The following is a 19771-nucleotide window of genomic DNA, read 5'->3' as shown; positions in this document are numbered from 1 at the left end:
GTTGCTCCATCCTACTCTAATAGGGATATTCTCCTCGGCAAGATCGAGCTTATCCTTTGTATTAAAAAAAGTCCCTTCAATCCTTGTCTTAGGGGTGACGCGCCAACTTCCCTTCCCGTGTATATCATAGAAGTAGTATGGGAAATCGAAATCAAGAAAGATGGGTATGACCTTATCAAAATAGGTTCGGCGTGCGGTAACGATCCCCCCGAATTTGCCCAGACGCCCCCACACAGCCCCCTCGGTTGCCAGAAGGCTGGTGGAAAGATAGCCCCCCAGAGGCTGAGGGTCGGCGCTTTCTACGTCAAGGACAGCGGAAAGCCTGTTGCCATAACGCACAGGTAAGCCGCCCGTAAGAAACTCAACACTTTCTACGGCATCAATCATAAAGGTGGAAAGGAATCCACCGAAGTGGAACGGGTTGTAGAGCACCATGTTATCCAGAAGCACGAGGTTCTGATCCGGGCTTCCGCCACGGACATAAAGGGCAGAGGTGAAGTCGCTCACGAACGTTACTCCGGGCAATGTCATGAGCGTTCGAAACAAATCGCGCTCAACCATCACCGGGATGTGTTTAAGGGCTTCCTTATCTATCCTGAAGGATGAGGCGGTTACCTCCTGCTCGAACTCGATCCTGCGCGAGGAGACCTCAACGGCAGGCATCTGTATGGGCGCTCGCTCGAGCCTGGCGTTCTCGTAGAGAACCGAGGCCTCGTTCTCAAGCGCCACCCTGCGGTTGATCTCCTTGTAGCTGATCATGGAAAATACAAGATTGTAATTCCCGCGAGGCACTCGATCCAGCCTGTAGTAGCCGTTCGAGGCGGCAGAGGTGCCGATATTGGTGCCTTCAAGGAAGACGCTGCAGCCTGCAATAGCCTCGCCGGTCTCTTTGTCAACCACAGAGCCCGTTATGGTAGCTCCCCACAGGGTCAATATCAAGGCTAAGATGTTTGCGACGATTGCTCCTTTCCTAGACTCGTCCCTTTACAGACGTTTGACATCATAACACTGAGGTCTATAATTACCTATTATGCTCACAGACGAAGTGTTAGTCAAGAAGGTTGCGGTCTCGGAAGGGGTGGATGAGGAGGTTGTAAGCCACGGTCTAACTGAAGGGACGATCGTTATTCCTTACAACCGCAGGCGTCCGCGCCAGATAGAACCTGTGGGGATAGGCAAAGGCCTTCGTACCAAGGTCAACGCGAACATCGGCACCTCGCCCTCGATTGCGGATGCCGAAAACGAGAAGGCGAAGCTTCATGCGGCTATAGATGCGGGTGCGGACACGGTGATGGACCTTTCCACCGGCGGTGATATAGACAAGGTAAGACGGATGGTTGTCGCGGAATCAACCGTTCCTGTCGGTACAGTTCCCATTTATCAGGCGGCGTGCGACTCCCCAAAGCTCAAGAAATCACTCGTTGAGCTCTCGGTGGACGAGATATTCGCAGGGATTCGCAAGCATCTTGAGGATGGTGTTGATTTTCTAACCGTACATACAGGTCTTACCCGTGCAGGTGTAGAGCGGCTTCGCAACCGCAAGCGTCTTGCCGGTATCGTTAGCCGGGGCGGTGCCATGATGGTTGAGTGGATGATGTTCAATAAAGCCGAAAATCCCCTTGCAGAGTACTTTGATCGGCTGCTTGATTTGACCGGTGAGTTTGGTGCCTGCCTGAGTCTGGGCGACGGTTTAAGACCGGGTGCTCTTGCGGATGCCTCCGATCGTCCGCAGATCCAGGAGCTTCTGATCATAGGCGAGCAGGTGGACAGGGCTCGCGCGGCAGGGGTTCAGGCGATGGTTGAAGGACCTGGCCACGTTCCCCTTGATCAGATCGAGATGAATGTCAAATTGCAAAAGGAGATCTGCCACGGCGCGCCGTTCTATGTTTTAGGGCCGCTGGTAACCGACGTTGCTCCGGGCTATGATCATATCGTTTCGGCGATCGGCGGTGCGATTGCGGGAATGCACGGCGCTGACTTTCTATGCTACGTTACCCCATCCGAGCATCTCGGTCTGCCTGATGCCGATGACGTCAGAGTAGGAACGATCGTGAGCCGGATAGCTGCTCACGCCGCGGACATAGCAAAGTACCCGCAGCGGGCACGCAAGTGGGACGAAGAGATGTCAAAGCTGCGCGAGAGATTCAAATGGGATGAGATGATTAAAGCCTCGCTTGATCCTGCCGAGGCGCGTAAGCGCTTCGACCGCTACCCAAAACAGGCCGAGGATGTGTGCACCATGTGCGGAGAGTTCTGTGCCATAAAGCATTCCAGAGAGGCTCTTGGTGGTTAACTATCGTTTGTTCACCCCTGGCCCGGTGGAGGTCTCGGAAGAGGTTCTTGAGGAGCACGGGAAGCGTTTCCCCTATCACCGTGATCGTTCTTTCGCAGAGGTGGTCGGGAGGGTAACCGAGGACCTTAAAAAGATCCTCTTCACCGACGCCCGGATATTCTTTTTTACCTCATCAGGCACCGGCGGGATGCAGGCCGCACTCGTAAATCTCTTTTCGGAAGGTGACGAGGTTCTTGTGACCTCGATCGGGAAGTTCGGACAGCGTTGGAAGGAACTTGCAGATACCTTCCGCCTCAAGGTCACTTACCTTCCGTTCGAGTTCGGCCAGAGTGTTGATCCTGCGATGGTGGATGACGCCCTTCGCGACAACCCCTTGATCAAGGCGGTGCTTTCTACATTTACGGAGACTTCCACAGGTGCAAAAAACGACGTAAAGGCTATGGGTGAAATCGTAGGGCGTCACGACAAGATATTCGTTCTGGACTCAATCGCCGGGCTTATCGCGGACGAACTTCGAATGGATGCATGGAACGTGGACGTGGCGATCGGCGGCTCGCAGAAGGCAATCGGCGCACCGCCCGGTTTATCTATTGTTGCCCTGAACGAGCGCGCGTGGAAGCTGGCAGAAAACTCCACACTCCCGAAATACTACTTCAACATGCAGATCGCCGAGAAGTTCCGCCAGAAGGGCTTTACTCCATGGACACCCGCGATCACGGTGATGATGTCCCTGGCGGTCAGCATCAAGAACTTCAAGGAGCGCGGCATCGAGAACGTCTGGGCCGATCATGCGCACTGGGCAAGCTTCTTTCGAGAAAAGGCAGGCCAGATGGGATTTAAATTCCTTCCCCGCAATCCATCCAACGCACTCTCGGCAATAAAAATGCCTGACGGAGTGGAAAGCACGCCGATCATCAGAGAGATTAAAGAGGAGGAAGGGATACTATTTGCCAACGGTCAGGCAGAGCTTAAAGGGCACCTCATCCGCATTGGCCACATGGGCCACGCAAACGAGCAAGATACCCTGAAGACGCTTGAAGTGCTCGAAAAGCACGCTTTGCCCAGGATCAAGGAGACTGGATGACATCCGGCGGGACGATGTCGAGACAAAGGATCTTTTCAGGTATCCAGCCCTCAGGCAGGCTGCACATAGGTAACTACCTGGGAGCGATCAGCCAGTTCGTGCCGCTGCAGAAGGAATACGAGTGCATCTTCGGTATCGTTGACCTGCACGCAATGACCCAGATATACAAAAGCAAGGAGATGTCACAGCGTATCATCAACGCGGCAGTCAACTACCTTGCATGTGGGCTTGATCCAAATAAAGCCACGCTGATGCTTCAATCAGGCGTTCAAGAGCATGCGGAATTAGCCTGGATACTGGCCACGGTGACTCCTCTCCCCTGGATTCAGCGGGTGCCCACGTTCAAGGAGAAGGCGCGCCAGCAACCGGACAACGTCAACATGGGCCTGTTTAACTATCCGGTGCTCATGGCCGCAGACATCCTGATCTACAAGTCGGTCGCCGTGCCGGTGGGTGAGGATCAGCGCCCGCATCTCGAATTGACCCGTGAGATCGCGCGAGCGTTCAACGCGCGGTTCGGTTCCTTCTTCCCAGAGCCGAGGGAGATAATCGGTAGCCAGGCGCGGGTGATCGGGCTTGACGGAAAGAACCGGATGTCCAAGAGCCTTGATAACTGCATCTATCTTGATGACGAGCCTGACGTGATCCGGGAGAAGATAAACAAGCAGGGCGTTACCGACCCGGCACGGGTAAAACGCACAGATCCGGGCAACCCTGACATCTGCAACATCTTTACCTGGCAGGAGTTCTTCTCATCCAAGGAGGAGCAGGCCTACTGCGCCAAAGAGTGCAGGAAGGCAGGCTTCGGCTGCCTGGACTGCAAGGCGATTCTTATAAAGAACATCCTTGCAGTGCTTGAGCCGATCCAGGAGCGCCAGAAGGAGCTTATGGCCAACCTGGATGGGGTTAAGGAGATCATTAGAGACGGCACGGATCGGGCCCGCCAGATCGCTCAAGCAACGATGAAGGAAGTTCGGGAGATAACGGGACTGACGTATTTGAGCTGAAGTCTACGCGCTGACAGCTCACAGCTTATGAGGGGTCAAACTATTCTCTTTTATCCCCTGCGATCTTTTACCCTAAAGGGCACAAGGAGTAATTAGGGGTCCCCGCGCCGGAACGAGTGCCGGCGTGAGGTATCTTTAGATACCCCAGAATGTTCCTGATCCGGGCGGAAAGGTGGTTGCCCTGGTTTCGCCGAAGCACTCGCCTCTGAAGTAAAAGGTTCCTTTCCAGGTTCCCGACCAGTCTCCGCCGAACGTTCCTACTCCTATAACTCCGACATTGTCTATATCCTCTACAGCCTCGCCTCTGATCCATCCTCTGCGCTCGCCGTTACGCCACTTGCCTTCGAAGAGTCGTGTTTCCATATCGTAGTAGATTTCGAACTCCCGCCATGCACCGGTGCCGTGCCCTGACCAGTATATGTACATGAGGGGATCATCAGGCTCCTGTACCGCCTTGGACTCCGCGGGATCGCTGGCGGCCGCAATCAGTCCTACCGCCAGAAGAATAAGGGCCACGGATATGATTTTCTTCATTGCTTCTCCTTTCTTGATTTGTCGCCTACATCCCGTAGAACTTGCCGTCGCCGGGCGGATAGGTTTTCGCCCAGGTCTTTCCGAAGCATTCCCCTCTGAAGTAGAAGGTGCCTTCCCAGGCTCCGGCGTAATCGCCGCCGAACCGGCCTTCGCCTATTACTCCAACATCATCGATATCCTTGACCGCTTTGCCTTCGATCCAGCCGCAGTGGGCGTTGTCATACCACCACTTGCCTTCAAAGATGCGGGTATCACGATCGTAGTAAATCTCGAATTTTTGCCAGGCACCGGTTCCTGTACCGGACCAGCCTATGTACATGATGTGATCGACAGGGTTCTGGAGTTCGGTTTTCTCTGCGGGGTTAGAAGACGCGGCGAAAGCGATCACTGCTACCACCAGCAGGGCGAGCATAATGATCTTTTTCATGTCTTTCTCCTTTTTTGTTGTTTTCTCGACCGGCTGCATATTGTGGAATTTTACATAAAAAAATCACATTGTCAAGTAGTGTGGCTTAATATTACAAATTTGAATAAGCCAACGACGCAGAGTGTGTTTTCGGGGCCACCGCGCGAACGCCCAAGAGATGATGGAAGAGGTAATAGAAACGAAAGGATTGAGCCCTCCGAGTTGAGCATCTAGGTGGGGGGTCGAATCATAAGGGCGGGCCGACCTGACGCAAAGCGGGCATCGAAGGCGTCAAGATCGGCCCTTACGTTACTGCGATCTTTTAGCCGCAGGCTAAAAGGAGCATTTAATGCATGCAACCGGGCGAAGGTTTTTTAAGCTAAAGGTTTATGGACAAGCTCGACCTCTAAAGGTGCCGATAACCATCATGTTCCAGACGTTGCCCCAGCATCGGCTGTCAAGTATGAAGGTTCCTTTCCACTCTCCGCGGTCGTCGCCGTCGAAGCGCCCTGATCCTGCAATCCAGTTCTTAGCTGGAGCGGTCGGGTCCGGCTCGCCAAAGCCTTCAATCCAACCGCCTTCGTCTTCTCCGCGATACCAGGTTCCCCACATCTCGCCGGTTTCTTTGTGGTAGAAGATCTCGAAGCGATCCCATATAGCTGAAGCCGTGCCTTCCCAGCAGTAGATGGTCAGGGCCTGGACATCGCTGGTTGGACCTATATTGGTCTGGGTAGGCATCGTTGATGCCGCAAAGGCTGCTCCTACCATGAGGAGCGTAGCGATTGAAAGGATCTTTTTCATGTCTTTCTCCTTTCTTTGTTTTTCTCGACCGGCTGCATACGACTCTTTCTCAAAGACACATGCAACCGGCCGAGGTTTTTTAAGCTAAGGGTTTATGGACAAGCTCGACCTTCAAAGATGCCGATAACCATCATGTTCCAGACGTTACCCCAGCATCGGCGGTCAAGGATGAAGGTTCCTTCCCAGCCGCCGCTGTCATCGCCGTCGAAGATGCCTTTACCGATGATCCAGTTCTTAGCTGGACCGGTGGGGGCTGGCTCGCCATAGCCTTCAATCCAACCACCTTCATCCTCTTTGCGATACCAGGTGCCCCACATCTCGCCGGTTTCCTTGTGGTAGAAGATCTCGAAGCGATCCCATAGAACCGAGGCTGTGCCTTCCCAGCAGTAGATGGTCAGGCTCTGGAGATCACTGGTTGTGCCTATATTGATCTGGGTAGGCATCGTTGATGCCGCAAAGGCTGCTCCTACCATGAGGAGCAACGCGATTGAAAGGGTCCTTTTCATGTCTTTCTCCTTTTGTGTTTTTTTCGACCGGTCGTATACCGGTTCTTTCTCAAAGACACATGCAACCAACCGAGGTTTTTAAGCTAAAGGCCTATTCGCAGGACCATCCGTAAAACTCGCCTATAATCCAGAGATTCCAGACGTCGCCTCGACATTCATCGTTCAGTTTGAAGAGTCCTTTCCACTTCCCACTGTCATCTCCGCCGAAACTGCCTGATCCAATATACCAGTTTGCGCTTTTACCGGCCGGGTCAGGCTCGCCAAAGCCTTCAATCCAGCCGCCTTCATTTTCGCCGCGGTACCAGGTTCCCCACATCTCGCCGGTTTCTTTGTGGTAGAAGATCTCAAAGCGATCCCAGACAGCTGTAGCTGTGCCTTCCCAGCAGTAGATGGTCAGGGCCTGGAGAGCGCTGGTTGGGCCTATATTGGTCTGGGTAGGCATTGTTGATGCCGCAAAGGCTGCTCCCACTATAAGGAGCATGCTGATTAGGAGGATCTTTTTCATGACCTTCTCCTTTCTTTGTTGTTTTCTCGACCGGTTGCATATCACAAAAATATACGCTATTTTGAATGTTTGTCAAGTCCTTCATAAAGATACTACTATATTTTATATTAAATTATTACTGGAGGTATCGCGACTGAAAAGTGGGATAGTTGCGTGGCTTATTTGCTAAAGTGGTCCCAACCCTTGGGAAGCAAAGGCCTCAGTTCGCCACCGATCTCAAGGAAAGCACCCTTCCCCTCCTCTATGCGTCCGATCCGGTGGATGGGCAGGTCTGCAATGCAATCGGGGAGGTCGTGGGACGCAGTAAAGAGCAATTCGTAGTCCTCTCCCCCGTTGAGTGCCAGCGAATCCCAGTGACCGCCGTACTGCTCGGCAAAAGCCAGAAGTTCTGGATGGCGCGGCAGGCGTTCATACTCCACAACGAGCTTGACCTTGCTTGCCTTGGCCAATCTGCCTGCATCGGTCGAGATTCCGTCAGATACGTCCATGCACGCCGAGACCTTTCCCCTAAGCGCTATCCCCAGAGCAATACGCGGCTGGGGCCTAAGATGGCGGCGCTTTGCGTCCTCAAACCCTTCTACTCCCCTACGCAGTGCCTGCTGCCCAACTCGAGACAGGCCTGGGAATCCGGAGAGATAAAGCAGGTCGCCTGCTAAAGCCCCTGAGCGAAGCAGAGGATCGGTGGTCTTGCCCAGTGCGGTGCAGCTTAAGATCAGCTTATCTGACGCAACGCTATCCCCTCCTGCAATCTCTACTCCCAACCGACCACAAACCTCTTCCATACCGCTATAGAGACGCTTAAGGAAATCTATCTCGCAGCGAGGGGGCGCAAAAAGATTCAGCAAGAAACAGATAGGTTCTGCACCCATAGCGGCTAGGTCCGAGAGCGTCGCTGCGGCTGCCTTGAAGCCTATATCCTCTGGCGAGAAGTAGAGCCGTGAGAAGTGAACGCCCTCCTCGTATGAATCCGAGGTAACAACCGTCCCGTCTCTAAGCACCAGGGCATCGTCGCCAATGCTTATACGAACCGCAGGATTCCTGGTTTTTACCCAGGTCGCAAGCCGCTCAAGGAACCCTTCCTCGCCAAGGTCCTCAAGGTTCAACATCCTTAAGGGCCTCTCGGATAAGCTCGGCACGTTTGCGGTCGCGCTGCTCTGGCGAAAGTTCCTCGTCGAAGAAGAACTGCAGGTTCGCAGGTCGGGTAAGTATCATAAGCTTATTGATCTTCGCTGCATCGAGTCCTTTCAAGGAACCAAGCCCCAACCGCAGAGCAGAGAGTAGGTTAAGTGCCTCCTCGCTGGTAAGGGTACGGGCATAGCGGAGGATTCCAAAGGAGCGCATGACCTTATCCTCGATGTAGGTGTCCATCTTGGTCGAAAGGTACTCTCGTGCGTCGCGCTCGTAGCGGATAAGCTGCTCTGCCATCCTGATTAAGGTCTCAACGATCTCCTCCTCGCTCTGCCCCAGGGTGCGCTGGTTGGAGATCTGGAAGATATGTCCCTTGGTCTCGGTGCCCTCGCCGTACGTGCCTCGTACTGAAAGTCCCAACTGCAGAACTCCGCGCAGTACACGGTCGATCTCCCTGGTTAGAATCACCCCTGGGAGGTGGATGAGTATCGAGGCGCGCATCCCGGTGCCTACATTGGTAGGACAAGCGGTAAGAAAGCCGTAGCGCTCGCTATAGGCAAACGGCAGCGCCGAGTTCAAACGTTCTTCGATCTCGCTCGTGCGCTTGAAGGCCTCTTTAAGGGAAAGCCCTGATGCAAGAACCTGAAGCCTGAGATGATCCTCCTCGTTTATCATCAAACTGAATGTCTCGTCTTCTGTGGCAAAGAATCCTCTCGGCCCCTTGCTTTTCAGGAAATCCGCTGAGATCAGATGACGCTCCAGAAGGAACTGAGCTTCAAGTGGCGACAGGTCCTCCACATGGACAACCCCGCGTCCGTTAGAGATAAGCGCCTCAGCCAACGCTCGATTTATGCTGGAAACCAGTTCCTTCTGTTCCTGGGGAGACGCTTTTGGAAGGAAGGATACCCCGGCCACGTTGCGTGCAAGGCGTATCCGGGAGCTGATAACGATGTCAGCTTGGGGCCCTTTGCCTGAAAGCCAGGCTCCAACCTTACTGGCCTTCAGTCCGCTCTTCATATTTCTTGAGGTCATCTCGTATCCTTGCGGCTTTTTCGTATTCCTCCTGCTGGATCGCCTTGATAAGCTGCTGTCTCAGGCGTTTCTTTTCTATCTCGACAAAAACAGGAGAAGTTTTCTGATCCCCTGCAGCCTCGCGACCGGTATGCTGGGTGGTTCCCTGGATGCGGGAAACGAGCCTCTCCACATGATTCCCAAACTCCTGGTAACATCTCTCACACCCGAATCTACCAAGGCGGCGGAACTCTGCCCAGCTCATCCCACACGCAGAACACCGCAGCTCCTCATCCTCGCCCTCCCCAAGTTCCTTGAGAAGCTCGATGAACATCTGTGAAAGCGGCTTATGCTTCTCTAAAAGATACCCCTTCTTTAACGCACAAGCCTTGCACAGATGCCTTTCGGCAAGATTGCCGCTTGCGTCAACCTCGGTAATCAAAACCTCGGCTTCGTTCTCTTGACATTCTTCACAGAGCATTACATCTTCCCATCTATAAGGTTATATCTTTTGTCGGTGAACTTCTTTATTATAGGATTATGCGAGACGATGACAAACGTCACATTGAGCTTATCGTTGAGGCGAGTAAACATCTCCATGACCTCTCGTTCGGTCTCCAGATCCAGATTACCGGTTGGTTCATCTGCCAGCACAAGACGTGGATTATGCACCAACGCCCTTGCAACGGCAACGCGCTGCTTCTCGCCCCCTGAGAGCTTGACAGGCAGGAAATCGGTGCGATCAGCCAGACCTACCTCAACAAGGACCGCATTGGCGCGCTCAAATGCCTCAGTTCTGGGAATTTTTGCTATAAGCAGGGGTAAGGCAACGTTCTCAAGGGCAGAGAATTCGGGCAACAGATGATGGAACTGAAAAACGAATCCGATCTCACGGTTGCGGAACTCGGCAAGCTCGGAATCGTCCATCTCGAACACGTCTTTACCGTCGAAGAAAACCTTGCCTGAGGTAGGCCTGTCAAAAGCACCCAGAAGATGAAGGAACGTGCTCTTGCCTGAACCTGAGGGGCCGAATATCGAGACAGCCTCGCCCTTATGCAGGTTCAAAGACGCAGATCGAAGGGCTTCTACCCTATCGTCGCCATTAACGTAAACCCTCTTAAGCCTCTCAGCCCTAAGAAGGATCCCTTTCTCCCTACTCATAACGAATCGCCTCCACAGGATCGAGCCTTGACGCTCTGCGGGCAGGATAGAGCGTGGCAAGGAAGGTTATAATGACGGCTGCCACGGCTATCAGGATTACATCCAACGGTTGAACCTTAACAGGCACCGTATCAATAAACCAGACCTCTGCAGGCAAGCGAATGATCTTGAATCGGTCAATGATCCAGGAGACCCCAACCCCGAAAACCGTGCCTGAGACGGTGCCAACCACCCCTATCAGGAGACCAAAGAAGGTAAAGACGCGCATAACGTCTTTTGACTTCATGCCAATCGCCCTCAAGATCCCTATCTCACGGGTCTTGCGCATCACGGTCATGATCAAAGTGCCGATTATGTTGAACGCCGCAACCAGGATAATCAACGCAAGCACTATAAAAACGACCACCTTCTGCATCTTCAAGGCGGAAAAGAGGTTCTTGTTCTCCATAAGCCAGTCGATGGGTACGAACGGATAGCCCAGTTCGTCACGTATCTTCTGAGACACCTTGGTAGAGCGCAGGGGATCTGTAAGCTTCACCTCTACGTTGGTGATGCGATCGCCGTAGCCGAACAGCTGCTGGGCGTTGCGGATGTCAATAAAAACCATCACCATGTTGTAGTCATAGAAACCCGCATCAAAGATACCGCGAACCACGTGGTGTTTAACTATAGGGATAGGCCCTACCGGCGTCATGATAACATCCTCGGGTGAGGCGATCAGGACAGTATCACCCACCTTCACGCGGAGGTTATCTGCAAGCTGACGACCTATAACCACCCCGCGACCCTCGAACGACCATTCCCCTTCCAATGGATAGCGCGGATCGGTGATGCTTGAGGTTCGCGCCAGGAGCTCAGGATCAACCCCGCGCACAAGCACACCCTCAGCGCCGTATTTTGACTGAATCAGGGTCTTGCGCATAAGCGCCGGGCCAAATCCAACAACCTCACGCATTTCAGAAAGCTTGGCTGCAACCCGCTCGTACTCCTCAGGTGTAATGGGATTTGAGTAAAACTTTTGAATAGTTATGTGAGGAGCTACCCCAACGATACGGTCCTTGAGCTCGCCGTTGAAACCGTTCAAAACAGACAACGCGATTATCAGGGCGGCAACGCCGACGAACACACCGGCTATGGCGATGGTGGAGATCAGGTTGTAGAAACCCTCGCCCCTGCGCCGCTGGCGCAGATAACGACGAGCAACAAAGAGATTAACGTTCACTTTCCCTCTTCTCTAAGCTGCGGAAAGATGATTACGTCGCGGATGGTTGAAGAATCCGTAAATAGCATTACCATGCGGTCTATACCCAGTCCCAGTCCGCCGGTAGGCGGCATGCCCTGCTCAAGGGTCTGGATAAAATCCTCGTCTATCACCGAAAACTCCTCATGCCGAGCCACCTGCTCTTCGAACCGCTTGCGCTGCTCTAAAGGATCATTAAGCTCTGAAAACGCGTTGCCGAACTCCACTCCATTGATGACCGGCTCGAAGCGCTCGACCAATCGAGGATCGTTACGATGCACCTTGGCAAGAGGCGAGATAAGCCTGGGATGATCGGCAACGAACGCCGGGCCGTGGATGTGATCCTGAATCAACTCGGTAAAAAGCTTGTCTAACATCTTGCCGTAAGGGGTCTGATCCGTAACCTCAACCCCCTTCTTCTTACATATCTTGCGCAGCTCCTTCTGGGATAAAGTCAGGGGATCGGTGCCGATATTCTCCTGCAACGCTGGCACGAACTCCACCCTTTCCCATTCCTTGCCAAAATCAAATCTCTTACCCATCCAGGTAACGGTCGTTGAACCGGTCAACTCTTCGGCGAGGAGTCTGAACAGCTCCTCGGTAAGCTTCATCATCTCGTTGTAATCCACGTAAGCCTGGTAAGCCTCAAGCATGGTGAACTCAGGGTTGTGCACCCGGTCCAGCCCCTCGTTGCGGAAGTCCTTGCCGACCTCATACACCTTCTCGAACCCGCCCACGATGAGCCGCTTGAGATAAAGCTCGGTTGCGATCCGCAGGTAGTAGTCGCGGTCAAGCACGCGGTAGTGGGTGCAGAACGGCTCGGCCGCAGCCCCGCCGTATAAAGGTTGAAGCATCGGGGTCTCCACCTCAAGGAACCCGCGCTCATCAAAGAATCGGCGGGTAAGTGCAATCAGCCTGGTGCGGAGCCTGAAGACCTCGCGCGTCTCCTGATTTACAAGCAGGTCAAGATGACGCTTACGTAGTCGCTGCTCGGTATCCTGAAGCCCATGGAACTTCTCAGGCAAAGCGGCAAGCGACTTTGAGAGTATGGTGAACTCCTTGACGTTTACGGTCGGCTCGCCGGTCTTGGTGCGGAAGAGGACCCCACTGACCCCCACAAAGTCACCAAGGTCAATCAACGGGAGGAGGGCTGGGAGGAGGGCGGCGAGGAGGGCTTCGTCCTTGCGGATGTAGAGCTGAATCTTGCCCGAGGAGTCGTGCAGGTCAAAGAAGCAGGTCTTGCCGAAGTCCCGGCGGGTGAAAAGCCTTCCTGCGACCTTGACCTGCTCTTCTGCTTCCGCAAGCTTATCAAACTCGCCCAAAGCCTCGGCTACGGTATGCGTGCGATCGAACTTGTAGGGATAAGGCTCTATGGCTTTGGAACGCAGCTCCTTCAATTTCCGGATACGATTTTCCCTATCAGGAAGTGAAGACATACTCGGATGATAGTCAAGGCAGGCTTCAAGTCAAGATAAACAACTCCCCCTCCCTCTGGGAGAGGGATGGGGTGAGGGCCTGCGGTCTTTTTGCGAAGCCAAAAAAACATCTTGACAAAACACCTCATCTGGTTATCTTTAGGTAAGAGAATTGGAGGTAGACATGAAACGCTTAGTAGTAAAGAGAGGGTTGATGGTGAGCCTTGTGATCCTTTTGCTTGCAATCTCAGGTTGCGATCTATTCGAGGGCGTCAACATAATCGAATACCCCTTCACCTATCGTTTGTACGAAACCCCGGGGTCTCCTGTCTCGCTTATTATCTCCTTGGAGTTCTTCGATGAAACCCCTGATACAGACGGCGTGGATCATCAATGGGAGCTTCGCGGCGATACGATCTGGATTCTCCTGAAGGGAAACAACGAGGGAGACGAGGTCTCGGGTTCGCACTCCAACATCCTTCCCGAAGATATAGGAGCCCTGGAGAACGGAAACTACACCCTTCTTTTCGAAGGCAAGGATGAAGAACAAGACGCCTTCGTGCTTGCAGTAAAAGACAGCATCTACCTGGTGGAAGGGGAAGGCGAGGAGGTGGCTCTGTATTACGGGACAGACACACTGCACCGGCTTTTCGAGAACATGCTGCTGCTGGAGATGGCGTACGATTCTTCCCAGGCACCGTACAGCGATTCGCTCAAGGAAGCCCTCACAGCCCTGGGCGCAGCCGGGACCGCTCTTGAACCGGGCTTCTACTCTATCTTCTCTGTGGATTCACAAGGGAAGGTAACAGGCGCGCGAATAACCGGCGACCCTGGGTATCTTGACGCCGCCGTGCTTTTCACCTACGATGGGGACACTACGGAACTGGCGAACCTTTACGAAGCCTACAAGGACGACATAGCCGCCCTGAGCATCCGCACGGGCTCAGGCTTTGACAGGTATAACTTGGAATAGTCCCCCTTATTAAGGGGGAACTATAGGGGGATCAAATGTAGGGGCCGACCTTCAGGTCGGCCCGATTACTTAAATACCGGCACGGGCGCACCTGAAGGTACGCCCCTACGATCTTTCTGCTATGAGATTGCCACGCAAGTCTTCGACTTGCTCGCAATGACATATTGTGGTGGATCGGTCCTTACTAAGGCTATTCCCAGGAAATTGCTTTTGCGGCAATCTCAGCGATATTTATATTCACCGGGCACGCTCTTCCGCAGCGACCGCAGCCGAGGCACTGATACATACCAAAGACTTCAACGAAGTAGTTGAACTTGTGATTGAGGCGCTGGCGCCAGCGCTGCGAGCCCGACGGCCTGGGGTTGTGACCCGAGGTCTCCAGGGTGTAGCCCTCGTAGAGACACGAGTCCCACTGACGGGAACGAAGCCCCCGCGCACCCCTGGACGCATCGCTTACGTCAAAGCAGTGGCAGGAAGGGCACACGAACGCGCACGTCCCGCACCCGATGCACGCCGAGTGGATCGAGTCCCAGAAGGAACTGTCGATCATCTGTTTGAGCTTGTCGGCAATGCCCCCCGTAACACTCCCAAACTCATACTTCTTGATTTTTGACTCCGCTCGACGGCGGTCGACCTCCAACTGGGAGACATCCCCGACTTCCTCAACGTCCAGACCTTCGATAGCTGCCTCCCCCTTCTTCGATGGCGTCTCTATAAGATACCCATCCTCCGTAGGATAGATGAAGATGTCCGCGCCCTCGGACTTGTAAGGAGAACCCTCCACCGAGGTGCAGAAGCATGAAGGCCAGGGCTCGGTGCAGGCCAGGCCCACGATGAGGGTCTTGTCAAACCGCTGGATGAAGTAAGGATCCTTATAGCCCTCCTCCCCCTCCTGGTTGAACATCCGCTCCAGTTCACCGATTCCGGCAATGTCGCAGGGACGCACACCCCACAGAACGTTGGGTTTGACCTCATCCTTGGGAAGAATCGTCTTCTGGGCCTTGAAGTAAAACAGCACCTCGTCTTGCGGAAAGAAGACCTCTTTGGGCGAGAAGTTGCCTAGCAAGACCGACGATTCCCAATCGTCGTAAAGATCAATGACCTGATAGAAATAACGACTACCATCTTTCTTTAGTCCAACAATTTGACTCTCGCGCTTGAGATGTTCAAATAAGGTCCTAAGGTCATTGATCTTAATCATAAGATGAACTCCTGGGGGTCTTCCTTCTTGTATGTAGCCAGTGGCGGCAGTGCCTCGGGGTCAACGCCTGCTTCGAATCCGAACCGCTCGCGCACCACCAGGTTCATCTTCCGGGTCAGCCATAACAATTTCACACCCGCCGGACACGCCTCCTCGCACGCACCGCAGTCCACGCACCGCCCGGCCTGGTGATAGGTTCGTATAAGCTGCCATATTGCGACATCTGTAGGCTCCACCCCCTTGTCCACCCACTTGGGCTGGGTGACGTCTACAAAGCACTCGTCACAGTTACAGGTGGGACACGCCTGTCGGCACGCGTAGCACCGGATGCAGTTGGCCATTTCCTGCTTGAGGCATTCATGGCGTTCCGCTGGAGACTTTTGCTCGAACTCGCGGATGTCGTCATAGCCGTCGCCTTCGGGTTCGGTGACAGGATCACCCACGATTACGTCGGAGATAACCGGGGCGTGATGCCTGCAAGCCACGCAGTTAGAGGGCATTAGGTCAAAACAGGAGATTTCTTTGGTTCCCTCGACTGTGGTTAATTTCCAGTTGCCGTCCCCTTTATCTTCAGCGGTAATGATCTCCCCCACCTTTTCCCTTGCCACCTGCCGCGACAGCATCCCCGGGCAGTTAACCCCGATGATGTAGAGCCGGTCCCTATCTATTTGATTTTCCTTGAGTAAGGCCACGATGGAACGGGAGTCGCACCCCTTGGCCACTATGCCTATCTTGTGCGGGGTATTTTTATATCTGAGGAGATAGTTGGCGAGATTTATGAGACCGAACGACGGCCAGACGAGTTTATCGATATCCTCGACCTTGTCGATGAACACCAGCTGGGTGCGCATGGGGTTATCGCCCTCTGCGTAGCCGATGACCAGATCTATCTTCTTGTCAGCAAGTATCTTACGGGCTTGTTCCCGGATTGCTTCAGTCAAATTTGACATTCTTTCCTTGACTCCACTCTTTCAAAGACTCCAATCCGAAGTATTTCGTTCCCTGCAGATTAAAATACCAGTTTTTCTTTTCCTTCCCTGCTAATCTTATTGCCTTGCCGTTACTCTTTAGATATTCTTTACACTCTTTACTGTTTAGCTTCGTTGCGGGAATGATCCAATGGTTGATTACCTCGTCATTATCCACAAGAACAAAGACAAACCAAAAGTCCTCTTTATTAGGGTACTTATCTAACTGAAATTCACCATCAGAAAATCTTGTTTTGACTTGAATACGCAGGTAGGGTCTCCTCATGGTTTCGCGTCGAATAAGAATATCGGTATGTTTTTCATCTACCGCTGCAATGTAAACCTCAAGTCCCCACGAAAGCAAGGTCTTAATTACTTCTAATTCGCCTATCTTGCCTTTAGTTATATTTGAAAGCCCCGTATTCATTCGGCCAGTCCCAAAGTAGGGGCACGGCATGCCGTGCCCCTACCAACTTCCTCGCGTATCTTATCAGTGAGATTACTCATTCGGCCACTCCCTCTTCTTGAGGAACTGGGTTGTATCCTTAACTGCCTTGACTCCGTTGGTCACCTCTTTGACCACCTCTGCGAACTTTCCGCCCTCGGCGGCAGAGACCCAGGAGAAGCGAACCCGGCCTTTCTCCAGACCCACGTATTCGAGTAAGTCGAGCATCGTTGCGAACTTGCGGCGGGCGTAGTAGTTACCCTCAAGATAGTGGCAGTCGCCTGGATGGCATCCTGAGACCAGCACCCCGTCAGCGCCTTCCTGAAGCGCTTTAAGGATAAACTGGGGATTCACCCTGGCCGAACACGGAACGCGTAACACGCGCAGTGTGGTGGGATACTGAATACGCGACGTCCCTGCCAGGTCAGCTCCGGCATAGGAGCACCAGTTACACAAGAACGCTAAGATTCTTGGGGCTTTATCCATTGAAACTCGCTTTCGTCTGGTTCTCACCCCCTCCTTTATCCTCCCCCATCAAGGGGGAGGTATTGTGGAAGTAATTACTTTTCGCAAGAAGCAAGGCATACCCTTTCTTGTCCCCTCCCTTGATGGGACAGCCCAAGGCTGGTAAGGGGGAGGGTGAAATCGAAAACTTGGAACCTACACTCATCTTAATTCCCTATATCCCGCAACATCTCACGATATCGTCTTCTTTCCATTTAGTTTCCTCCGCCAGCCCTTCCTGTGTTCTGGTTGTCATGCTGGAACTTGGGCCAGGGCGAGGAGGCTAGACCTTTGGAATCGCTGTGAACCGCGTAAAAACAGCTATCCAGTGACCCAACGTATACGGTTCCATCTGATCCTATCGCTGGCGAAGATTTTATCTCGCCGCCGACCCTATATCTCCACTTGCGTTTGCCTTCAGGCGTAAAAGCGTAAAGGTAACCTACCAGCTGCATGTTACTTAATTTCCTACCCACCCAGTCGTTCACACCGAAGTATATGGTTCCATCAGAGCCTATGATTGGGGTGGATTTGACACTACCGTAACCAATTTCTTCGTTAAGTCTCCATTTTTCTGTGTAGTCCGAGTTCAGAACGCTGAAATGGTTCCCTCCTAAATATATTGTACCGTCAGTATCTATTGCTGGCGAAGTCCACTCCGATGTCCAAACAACATATTGTAAAATGTCAAGCCTTATTTTAAGCTCCCCTAGGGGAGTAATGACACAAAAACTACCCCCGTCTGTACAAAAACATATATTGCCTTCACCATCTGTCGCCATAGAAGAAATGGTGGAAGTGAGCCACGTACCGGGAACTTCAAAGCTCCACTTAAGATTACCCAGTGTATCGACCGCATAAATTATATTACCCACACTGACATATAACGTGCCATCTAACCCTATCGCTGGAGGAAACATTGTCATCAAGCCTTTAAGTTGTGATGATTCCCACTTCAGCTCCCCTCTAGGTGTGATTGCATAGAGATGAGCACCTATTACTAGAAACGAAAACCGTACCGTCCTGACCTATTACAGGAGATGAACTGGAGTAGTTGGTCTCATATTTCCATTTCAGCTTGCCTTCAGGTGTAATCGCATATGTATAAGGATCCCATGGGTTGATGTATACTGTACCATCAGCCCCTATGGAAGGTGAAGCGGCTATTTGCCCGTCAGTCTTAAAACTCCACTTGAGGTTCCCTTCAGGACTAAAAGCATACAGACAACTGTCCATTGAGGTGACGTATACCGTACCGTCATGTCCGATTGCCGGGGAATACCTTATCGGACCGCCAGTCTTGTACTTCCACTTGAGCGTACTAGGTCTATCCGATTTGCATTGAGTGGAGACCAATAATACTGCACTGAGAAGCAAGATGCCAGGAATCCTCAACTTACCTTTCAGCAACTGATGGTGTCGTCCACGCATAATCATATTCCTCCGCCTGCCCGACCCGTGTTCTGATTATCGTGTTGATACTTGGGCCACGGCGAATCTGCCAGTCCTTTGGAGTCGGAGTGGATGGCATAAAGGTAGCCATCTTTAGAACCTACATAAATAAAACCATCATCACTAATAGCAGGCGAACTGAAAATTTCACTGTCAATATCTGCTTCCCATCTCAGAGAACCATCGGCATTTAATGCAATTAACCCTCGATCCTTAGTTCCGATATAAATTGTACCATCTGAACCTACTGCAGGAGATGCAGGAGAAAAAACTCTTAAAGTGCTATCGATTCTATATCGCCATTTCAAATCTCCCGTTGGATTAATCGCCCAGAGGCAGCCATCAGAATTCACATATATTGTTCCATCCGAACCTATCACAGGAGACGCCAACTCGTTCGTAAGAACATGTTGAGGACCAAGCCGGGCTTTAAGCTTTCCTTGAGGCGTAAGAACGTAAAAACCACCCCCATTCGTACAAAAGCAAATATTGCCATCACTTTCTATCGCCAAGGGAGCAGTGGTAGTAGGGCACGTATCAGGAACCTCAAAACTCCACTTAAGATTACCCAGAGAATCATGGGCGTATACTTTATTAGATCCCCCCGAATACACCGCACCACCTGCCGCTATAACAGGAGGGAAAATATTCAAACTAGTATCCAGGGAAGATTTCCACTTCAGCTTTCCTTCTGGCGTGATAGCAAAAAGATGAGCATGGATATTCGCAACTAATAGTGTTCTATCATTAGCAATCGCAGGCGATGATACGGACTGGGTCTCATATTCCCATTTCAGTTCGCCATCAGGAGTAATAGCATAAGTATAAGCATCCCATGATGAGATGTATATCGTACCATCAGCTCCTATGGAAGGTGTAGCGAATATTTTCCCCTCAGTCTTAAACCTCCACTTGAGTTTCCCTTTCGAACTAAAAGCATACAAACAACTATCACCCGAAGTGATGTACACTGTGCCGTTATGTCCGATTGCCGGGGATGACAATATCGAACCGTCAGTCTTGTACTTCCACTTGAGCGTATCAGGCTCCTCGGTTTTGCACCCTGAGATAAGCAAAAGCATTGCACAAAACACTAAGATATGAGATTCTTTATCCATTATCGACTCTCCTTTCCGA

22 protein-coding genes and 1 pseudogene (1 of these 23 running past the window's edge) are annotated in these 19771 nt (G+C 52.3%); 4 read left to right on the top strand and 19 right to left on the bottom strand.

The window, feature by feature from the left end; all coding sequences use genetic code 11:
• Positions 1 to 939, bottom strand: a pseudogene (locus CEE36_04495) (hypothetical protein); it reaches 120 nt to the left of the window's first position.
• A 91-nt stretch (positions 940 to 1030) separates the two neighbouring features.
• Here CEE36_04495 and CEE36_04490 point away from each other — a divergent pair.
• The 3 genes from CEE36_04490 to trpS are packed head-to-tail and all read left to right on the top strand — an operon-like array spanning position 1031 to position 4384.
• Positions 1031 to 2293, top strand: a complete 1263-nt coding sequence (locus CEE36_04490; GenBank protein ID TKJ43297.1) for a phosphomethylpyrimidine synthase — start codon at positions 1031 to 1033, stop codon at positions 2291 to 2293.
• Positions 2268 to 3377 carry an aminotransferase gene (locus tag CEE36_04485; protein ID TKJ43296.1) on the top strand — a complete coding sequence of 370 codons (1110 nt, stop codon included), beginning with the start codon at positions 2268 to 2270 and terminating at the stop codon, positions 3375 to 3377. The genes CEE36_04490 and CEE36_04485 overlap by 26 nt, the downstream gene beginning before the upstream one ends.
• A 14-nt stretch (positions 3378 to 3391) precedes the next feature.
• On the top strand, positions 3392 to 4384 hold the full coding sequence (trpS, locus tag CEE36_04480; GenBank protein ID TKJ43365.1) for a tryptophan--tRNA ligase: 993 nt from the start codon (positions 3392 to 3394) through the stop codon (positions 4382 to 4384).
• Between the two features lie 135 nt (positions 4385 to 4519).
• Here trpS and CEE36_04475 read toward each other — a convergent pair whose 3' ends face one another.
• From CEE36_04475 to lysS, 11 genes are all read right to left on the bottom strand, one after another.
• On the bottom strand, positions 4520 to 4918 hold the full coding sequence (locus CEE36_04475) for a hypothetical protein (protein ID TKJ43295.1): 399 nt from the start codon (positions 4916 to 4918) through the stop codon (positions 4520 to 4522).
• Positions 4919 to 4943: 25 nt separating this feature from the next.
• Positions 4944 to 5345: a hypothetical protein gene (locus tag CEE36_04470; GenBank protein TKJ43294.1), complete on the bottom strand. Its 402-nt coding sequence runs from the start codon at positions 5343 to 5345 to the stop codon at positions 4944 to 4946.
• 366 nt (positions 5346 to 5711) lie between these two features.
• Positions 5712 to 6125: a hypothetical protein gene (locus tag CEE36_04465; protein ID TKJ43293.1), complete on the bottom strand. Its 414-nt coding sequence runs from the start codon at positions 6123 to 6125 to the stop codon at positions 5712 to 5714.
• 92 nt (positions 6126 to 6217) lie between these two features.
• Positions 6218 to 6631: a hypothetical protein gene (locus CEE36_04460; protein ID TKJ43292.1), complete on the bottom strand. Its 414-nt coding sequence runs from the start codon at positions 6629 to 6631 to the stop codon at positions 6218 to 6220.
• A 91-nt stretch (positions 6632 to 6722) separates the two neighbouring features.
• Positions 6723 to 7136 carry a hypothetical protein gene (locus tag CEE36_04455; GenBank protein ID TKJ43291.1) on the bottom strand — a complete coding sequence of 138 codons (414 nt, stop codon included), beginning with the start codon at positions 7134 to 7136 and terminating at the stop codon, positions 6723 to 6725.
• 158 nt (positions 7137 to 7294) lie between these two features.
• Complete coding sequence (gene thiL / locus CEE36_04450) at positions 7295 to 8242, bottom strand: thiamine-phosphate kinase (GenBank protein TKJ43290.1); 948 nt, start codon at positions 8240 to 8242, stop codon at positions 7295 to 7297.
• Entirely contained in the window at positions 8229 to 9296 is a 1068-nt protein-coding gene (locus CEE36_04445; GenBank protein ID TKJ43289.1) for a protein arginine kinase, read from the bottom strand. Before CEE36_04445 ends, thiL begins: the two co-directional genes overlap by 14 nt.
• Complete coding sequence (locus CEE36_04440) at positions 9256 to 9756, bottom strand: hypothetical protein (GenBank protein ID TKJ43288.1); 501 nt, start codon at positions 9754 to 9756, stop codon at positions 9256 to 9258. Before CEE36_04440 ends, CEE36_04445 begins: the two co-directional genes overlap by 41 nt.
• A complete protein-coding gene (locus CEE36_04435; protein TKJ43287.1) occupies positions 9756 to 10436 on the bottom strand; it encodes a lipoprotein-releasing system ATP-binding protein LolD in 681 nt (226 codons plus the stop codon). The genes CEE36_04440 and CEE36_04435 overlap by 1 nt, the downstream gene beginning before the upstream one ends.
• A complete protein-coding gene (locus CEE36_04430; GenBank protein TKJ43286.1) occupies positions 10429 to 11658 on the bottom strand; it encodes a lipoprotein-releasing system transmembrane subunit LolC in 1230 nt (409 codons plus the stop codon). The genes CEE36_04435 and CEE36_04430 overlap by 8 nt, the downstream gene beginning before the upstream one ends.
• Positions 11655 to 13112: a lysine--tRNA ligase gene (gene lysS / locus CEE36_04425; GenBank protein TKJ43285.1), complete on the bottom strand. Its 1458-nt coding sequence runs from the start codon at positions 13110 to 13112 to the stop codon at positions 11655 to 11657. The genes CEE36_04430 and lysS overlap by 4 nt, the downstream gene beginning before the upstream one ends.
• Before the next feature lie 163 nt (positions 13113 to 13275).
• Here lysS and CEE36_04420 point away from each other — a divergent pair, with 163 nt between their 5' ends.
• On the top strand, positions 13276 to 14064 hold the full coding sequence (locus CEE36_04420) for a hypothetical protein (GenBank protein TKJ43284.1): 789 nt from the start codon (positions 13276 to 13278) through the stop codon (positions 14062 to 14064).
• A 190-nt stretch (positions 14065 to 14254) separates the two neighbouring features.
• Here CEE36_04420 and CEE36_04415 read toward each other — a convergent pair whose 3' ends face one another.
• The 7 genes from CEE36_04415 to CEE36_04385 form a co-directional block, all read right to left on the bottom strand.
• On the bottom strand, positions 14255 to 15265 hold the full coding sequence (locus CEE36_04415; protein TKJ43283.1) for a hypothetical protein: 1011 nt from the start codon (positions 15263 to 15265) through the stop codon (positions 14255 to 14257).
• Complete coding sequence (locus tag CEE36_04410) at positions 15262 to 16215, bottom strand: 4Fe-4S ferredoxin (protein TKJ43282.1); 954 nt, start codon at positions 16213 to 16215, stop codon at positions 15262 to 15264. The genes CEE36_04415 and CEE36_04410 overlap by 4 nt, the downstream gene beginning before the upstream one ends.
• On the bottom strand, positions 16199 to 16690 hold the full coding sequence (locus tag CEE36_04405; GenBank protein TKJ43281.1) for a hypothetical protein: 492 nt from the start codon (positions 16688 to 16690) through the stop codon (positions 16199 to 16201). The genes CEE36_04410 and CEE36_04405 overlap by 17 nt, the downstream gene beginning before the upstream one ends.
• A 42-nt stretch (positions 16691 to 16732) precedes the next feature.
• A complete protein-coding gene (locus CEE36_04400; GenBank protein ID TKJ43280.1) occupies positions 16733 to 17164 on the bottom strand; it encodes a heterodisulfide reductase subunit MvhD in 432 nt (143 codons plus the stop codon).
• A 233-nt stretch (positions 17165 to 17397) separates the two neighbouring features.
• Entirely contained in the window at positions 17398 to 18108 is a 711-nt protein-coding gene (locus CEE36_04395; GenBank protein ID TKJ43279.1) for a pyrrolo-quinoline quinone, read from the bottom strand.
• Between the two features lie 40 nt (positions 18109 to 18148).
• Positions 18149 to 18619: a hypothetical protein gene (locus CEE36_04390; GenBank protein ID TKJ43278.1), complete on the bottom strand. Its 471-nt coding sequence runs from the start codon at positions 18617 to 18619 to the stop codon at positions 18149 to 18151.
• Positions 18616 to 19752: a cell surface protein gene (locus CEE36_04385; GenBank protein TKJ43277.1), complete on the bottom strand. Its 1137-nt coding sequence runs from the start codon at positions 19750 to 19752 to the stop codon at positions 18616 to 18618. Before CEE36_04385 ends, CEE36_04390 begins: the two co-directional genes overlap by 4 nt.
• Positions 19753 to 19771 lie beyond the last annotated feature (19 nt).

It is taken from the genome of candidate division TA06 bacterium B3_TA06 (genome assembly GCA_005223075.1).
GTDB lineage: Bacteria > Hydrothermota > Tepidihabitantia > B3-TA06 > B3-TA06 > B3-TA06.
Note: the sequence above shows the minus strand (reverse complement) of the source record. Positions and strands in the feature narration are given on the sequence as shown.

What these genes read in the sequence shown, in the direction of transcription:
- CEE36_04465 (TKJ43293.1), bottom strand. Translation starts at nt 6,125, where the DNA reads ATGAAAAAGATCCTTTCAATCGCTACGCTCCTCATGGTAGGAGCAGCC.
- thiL (TKJ43290.1), bottom strand. Translation starts at nt 8,242, where the DNA reads ATGTTGAACCTTGAGGACCTTGGCGAGGAAGGGTTCCTTGAGCGGCTT.
- CEE36_04490 (TKJ43297.1), top strand. Translation starts at nt 1,031, where the DNA reads ATGCTCACAGACGAAGTGTTAGTCAAGAAGGTTGCGGTCTCGGAAGGG.
- CEE36_04415 (TKJ43283.1), bottom strand. Translation starts at nt 15,265, where the DNA reads ATGATTAAGATCAATGACCTTAGGACCTTATTTGAACATCTCAAGCGC.
- CEE36_04400 (TKJ43280.1), bottom strand. Translation starts at nt 17,164, where the DNA reads ATGGATAAAGCCCCAAGAATCTTAGCGTTCTTGTGTAACTGGTGCTCC.
- CEE36_04420 (TKJ43284.1), top strand. Translation starts at nt 13,276, where the DNA reads ATGAAACGCTTAGTAGTAAAGAGAGGGTTGATGGTGAGCCTTGTGATC.
- CEE36_04405 (TKJ43281.1), bottom strand. Translation starts at nt 16,690, where the DNA reads ATGCCGTGCCCCTACTTTGGGACTGGCCGAATGAATACGGGGCTTTCA.
- trpS (TKJ43365.1), top strand. Translation starts at nt 3,392, where the DNA reads ATGTCGAGACAAAGGATCTTTTCAGGTATCCAGCCCTCAGGCAGGCTG.
- CEE36_04390 (TKJ43278.1), bottom strand. Translation starts at nt 18,619, where the DNA reads ATGATTATGCGTGGACGACACCATCAGTTGCTGAAAGGTAAGTTGAGG.
- CEE36_04470 (TKJ43294.1), bottom strand. Translation starts at nt 5,345, where the DNA reads ATGAAAAAGATCATTATGCTCGCCCTGCTGGTGGTAGCAGTGATCGCT.
- CEE36_04385 (TKJ43277.1), bottom strand. Translation starts at nt 19,752, where the DNA reads ATGGATAAAGAATCTCATATCTTAGTGTTTTGTGCAATGCTTTTGCTT.
- CEE36_04475 (TKJ43295.1), bottom strand. Translation starts at nt 4,918, where the DNA reads ATGAAGAAAATCATATCCGTGGCCCTTATTCTTCTGGCGGTAGGACTG.
- CEE36_04410 (TKJ43282.1), bottom strand. Translation starts at nt 16,215, where the DNA reads ATGTCAAATTTGACTGAAGCAATCCGGGAACAAGCCCGTAAGATACTT.
- CEE36_04440 (TKJ43288.1), bottom strand. Translation starts at nt 9,756, where the DNA reads ATGCTCTGTGAAGAATGTCAAGAGAACGAAGCCGAGGTTTTGATTACC.
- CEE36_04445 (TKJ43289.1), bottom strand. Translation starts at nt 9,296, where the DNA reads ATGACCTCAAGAAATATGAAGAGCGGACTGAAGGCCAGTAAGGTTGGA.
- CEE36_04435 (TKJ43287.1), bottom strand. Translation starts at nt 10,436, where the DNA reads ATGAGTAGGGAGAAAGGGATCCTTCTTAGGGCTGAGAGGCTTAAGAGG.
- CEE36_04395 (TKJ43279.1), bottom strand. Translation starts at nt 18,108, where the DNA reads ATGACAATGTTTCCTCCAGCGATAGGGTTAGATGGCACGTTATATGTC.
- CEE36_04460 (TKJ43292.1), bottom strand. Translation starts at nt 6,631, where the DNA reads ATGAAAAGGACCCTTTCAATCGCGTTGCTCCTCATGGTAGGAGCAGCC.
- lysS (TKJ43285.1), bottom strand. Translation starts at nt 13,112, where the DNA reads ATGTCTTCACTTCCTGATAGGGAAAATCGTATCCGGAAATTGAAGGAG.
- CEE36_04455 (TKJ43291.1), bottom strand. Translation starts at nt 7,136, where the DNA reads ATGAAAAAGATCCTCCTAATCAGCATGCTCCTTATAGTGGGAGCAGCC.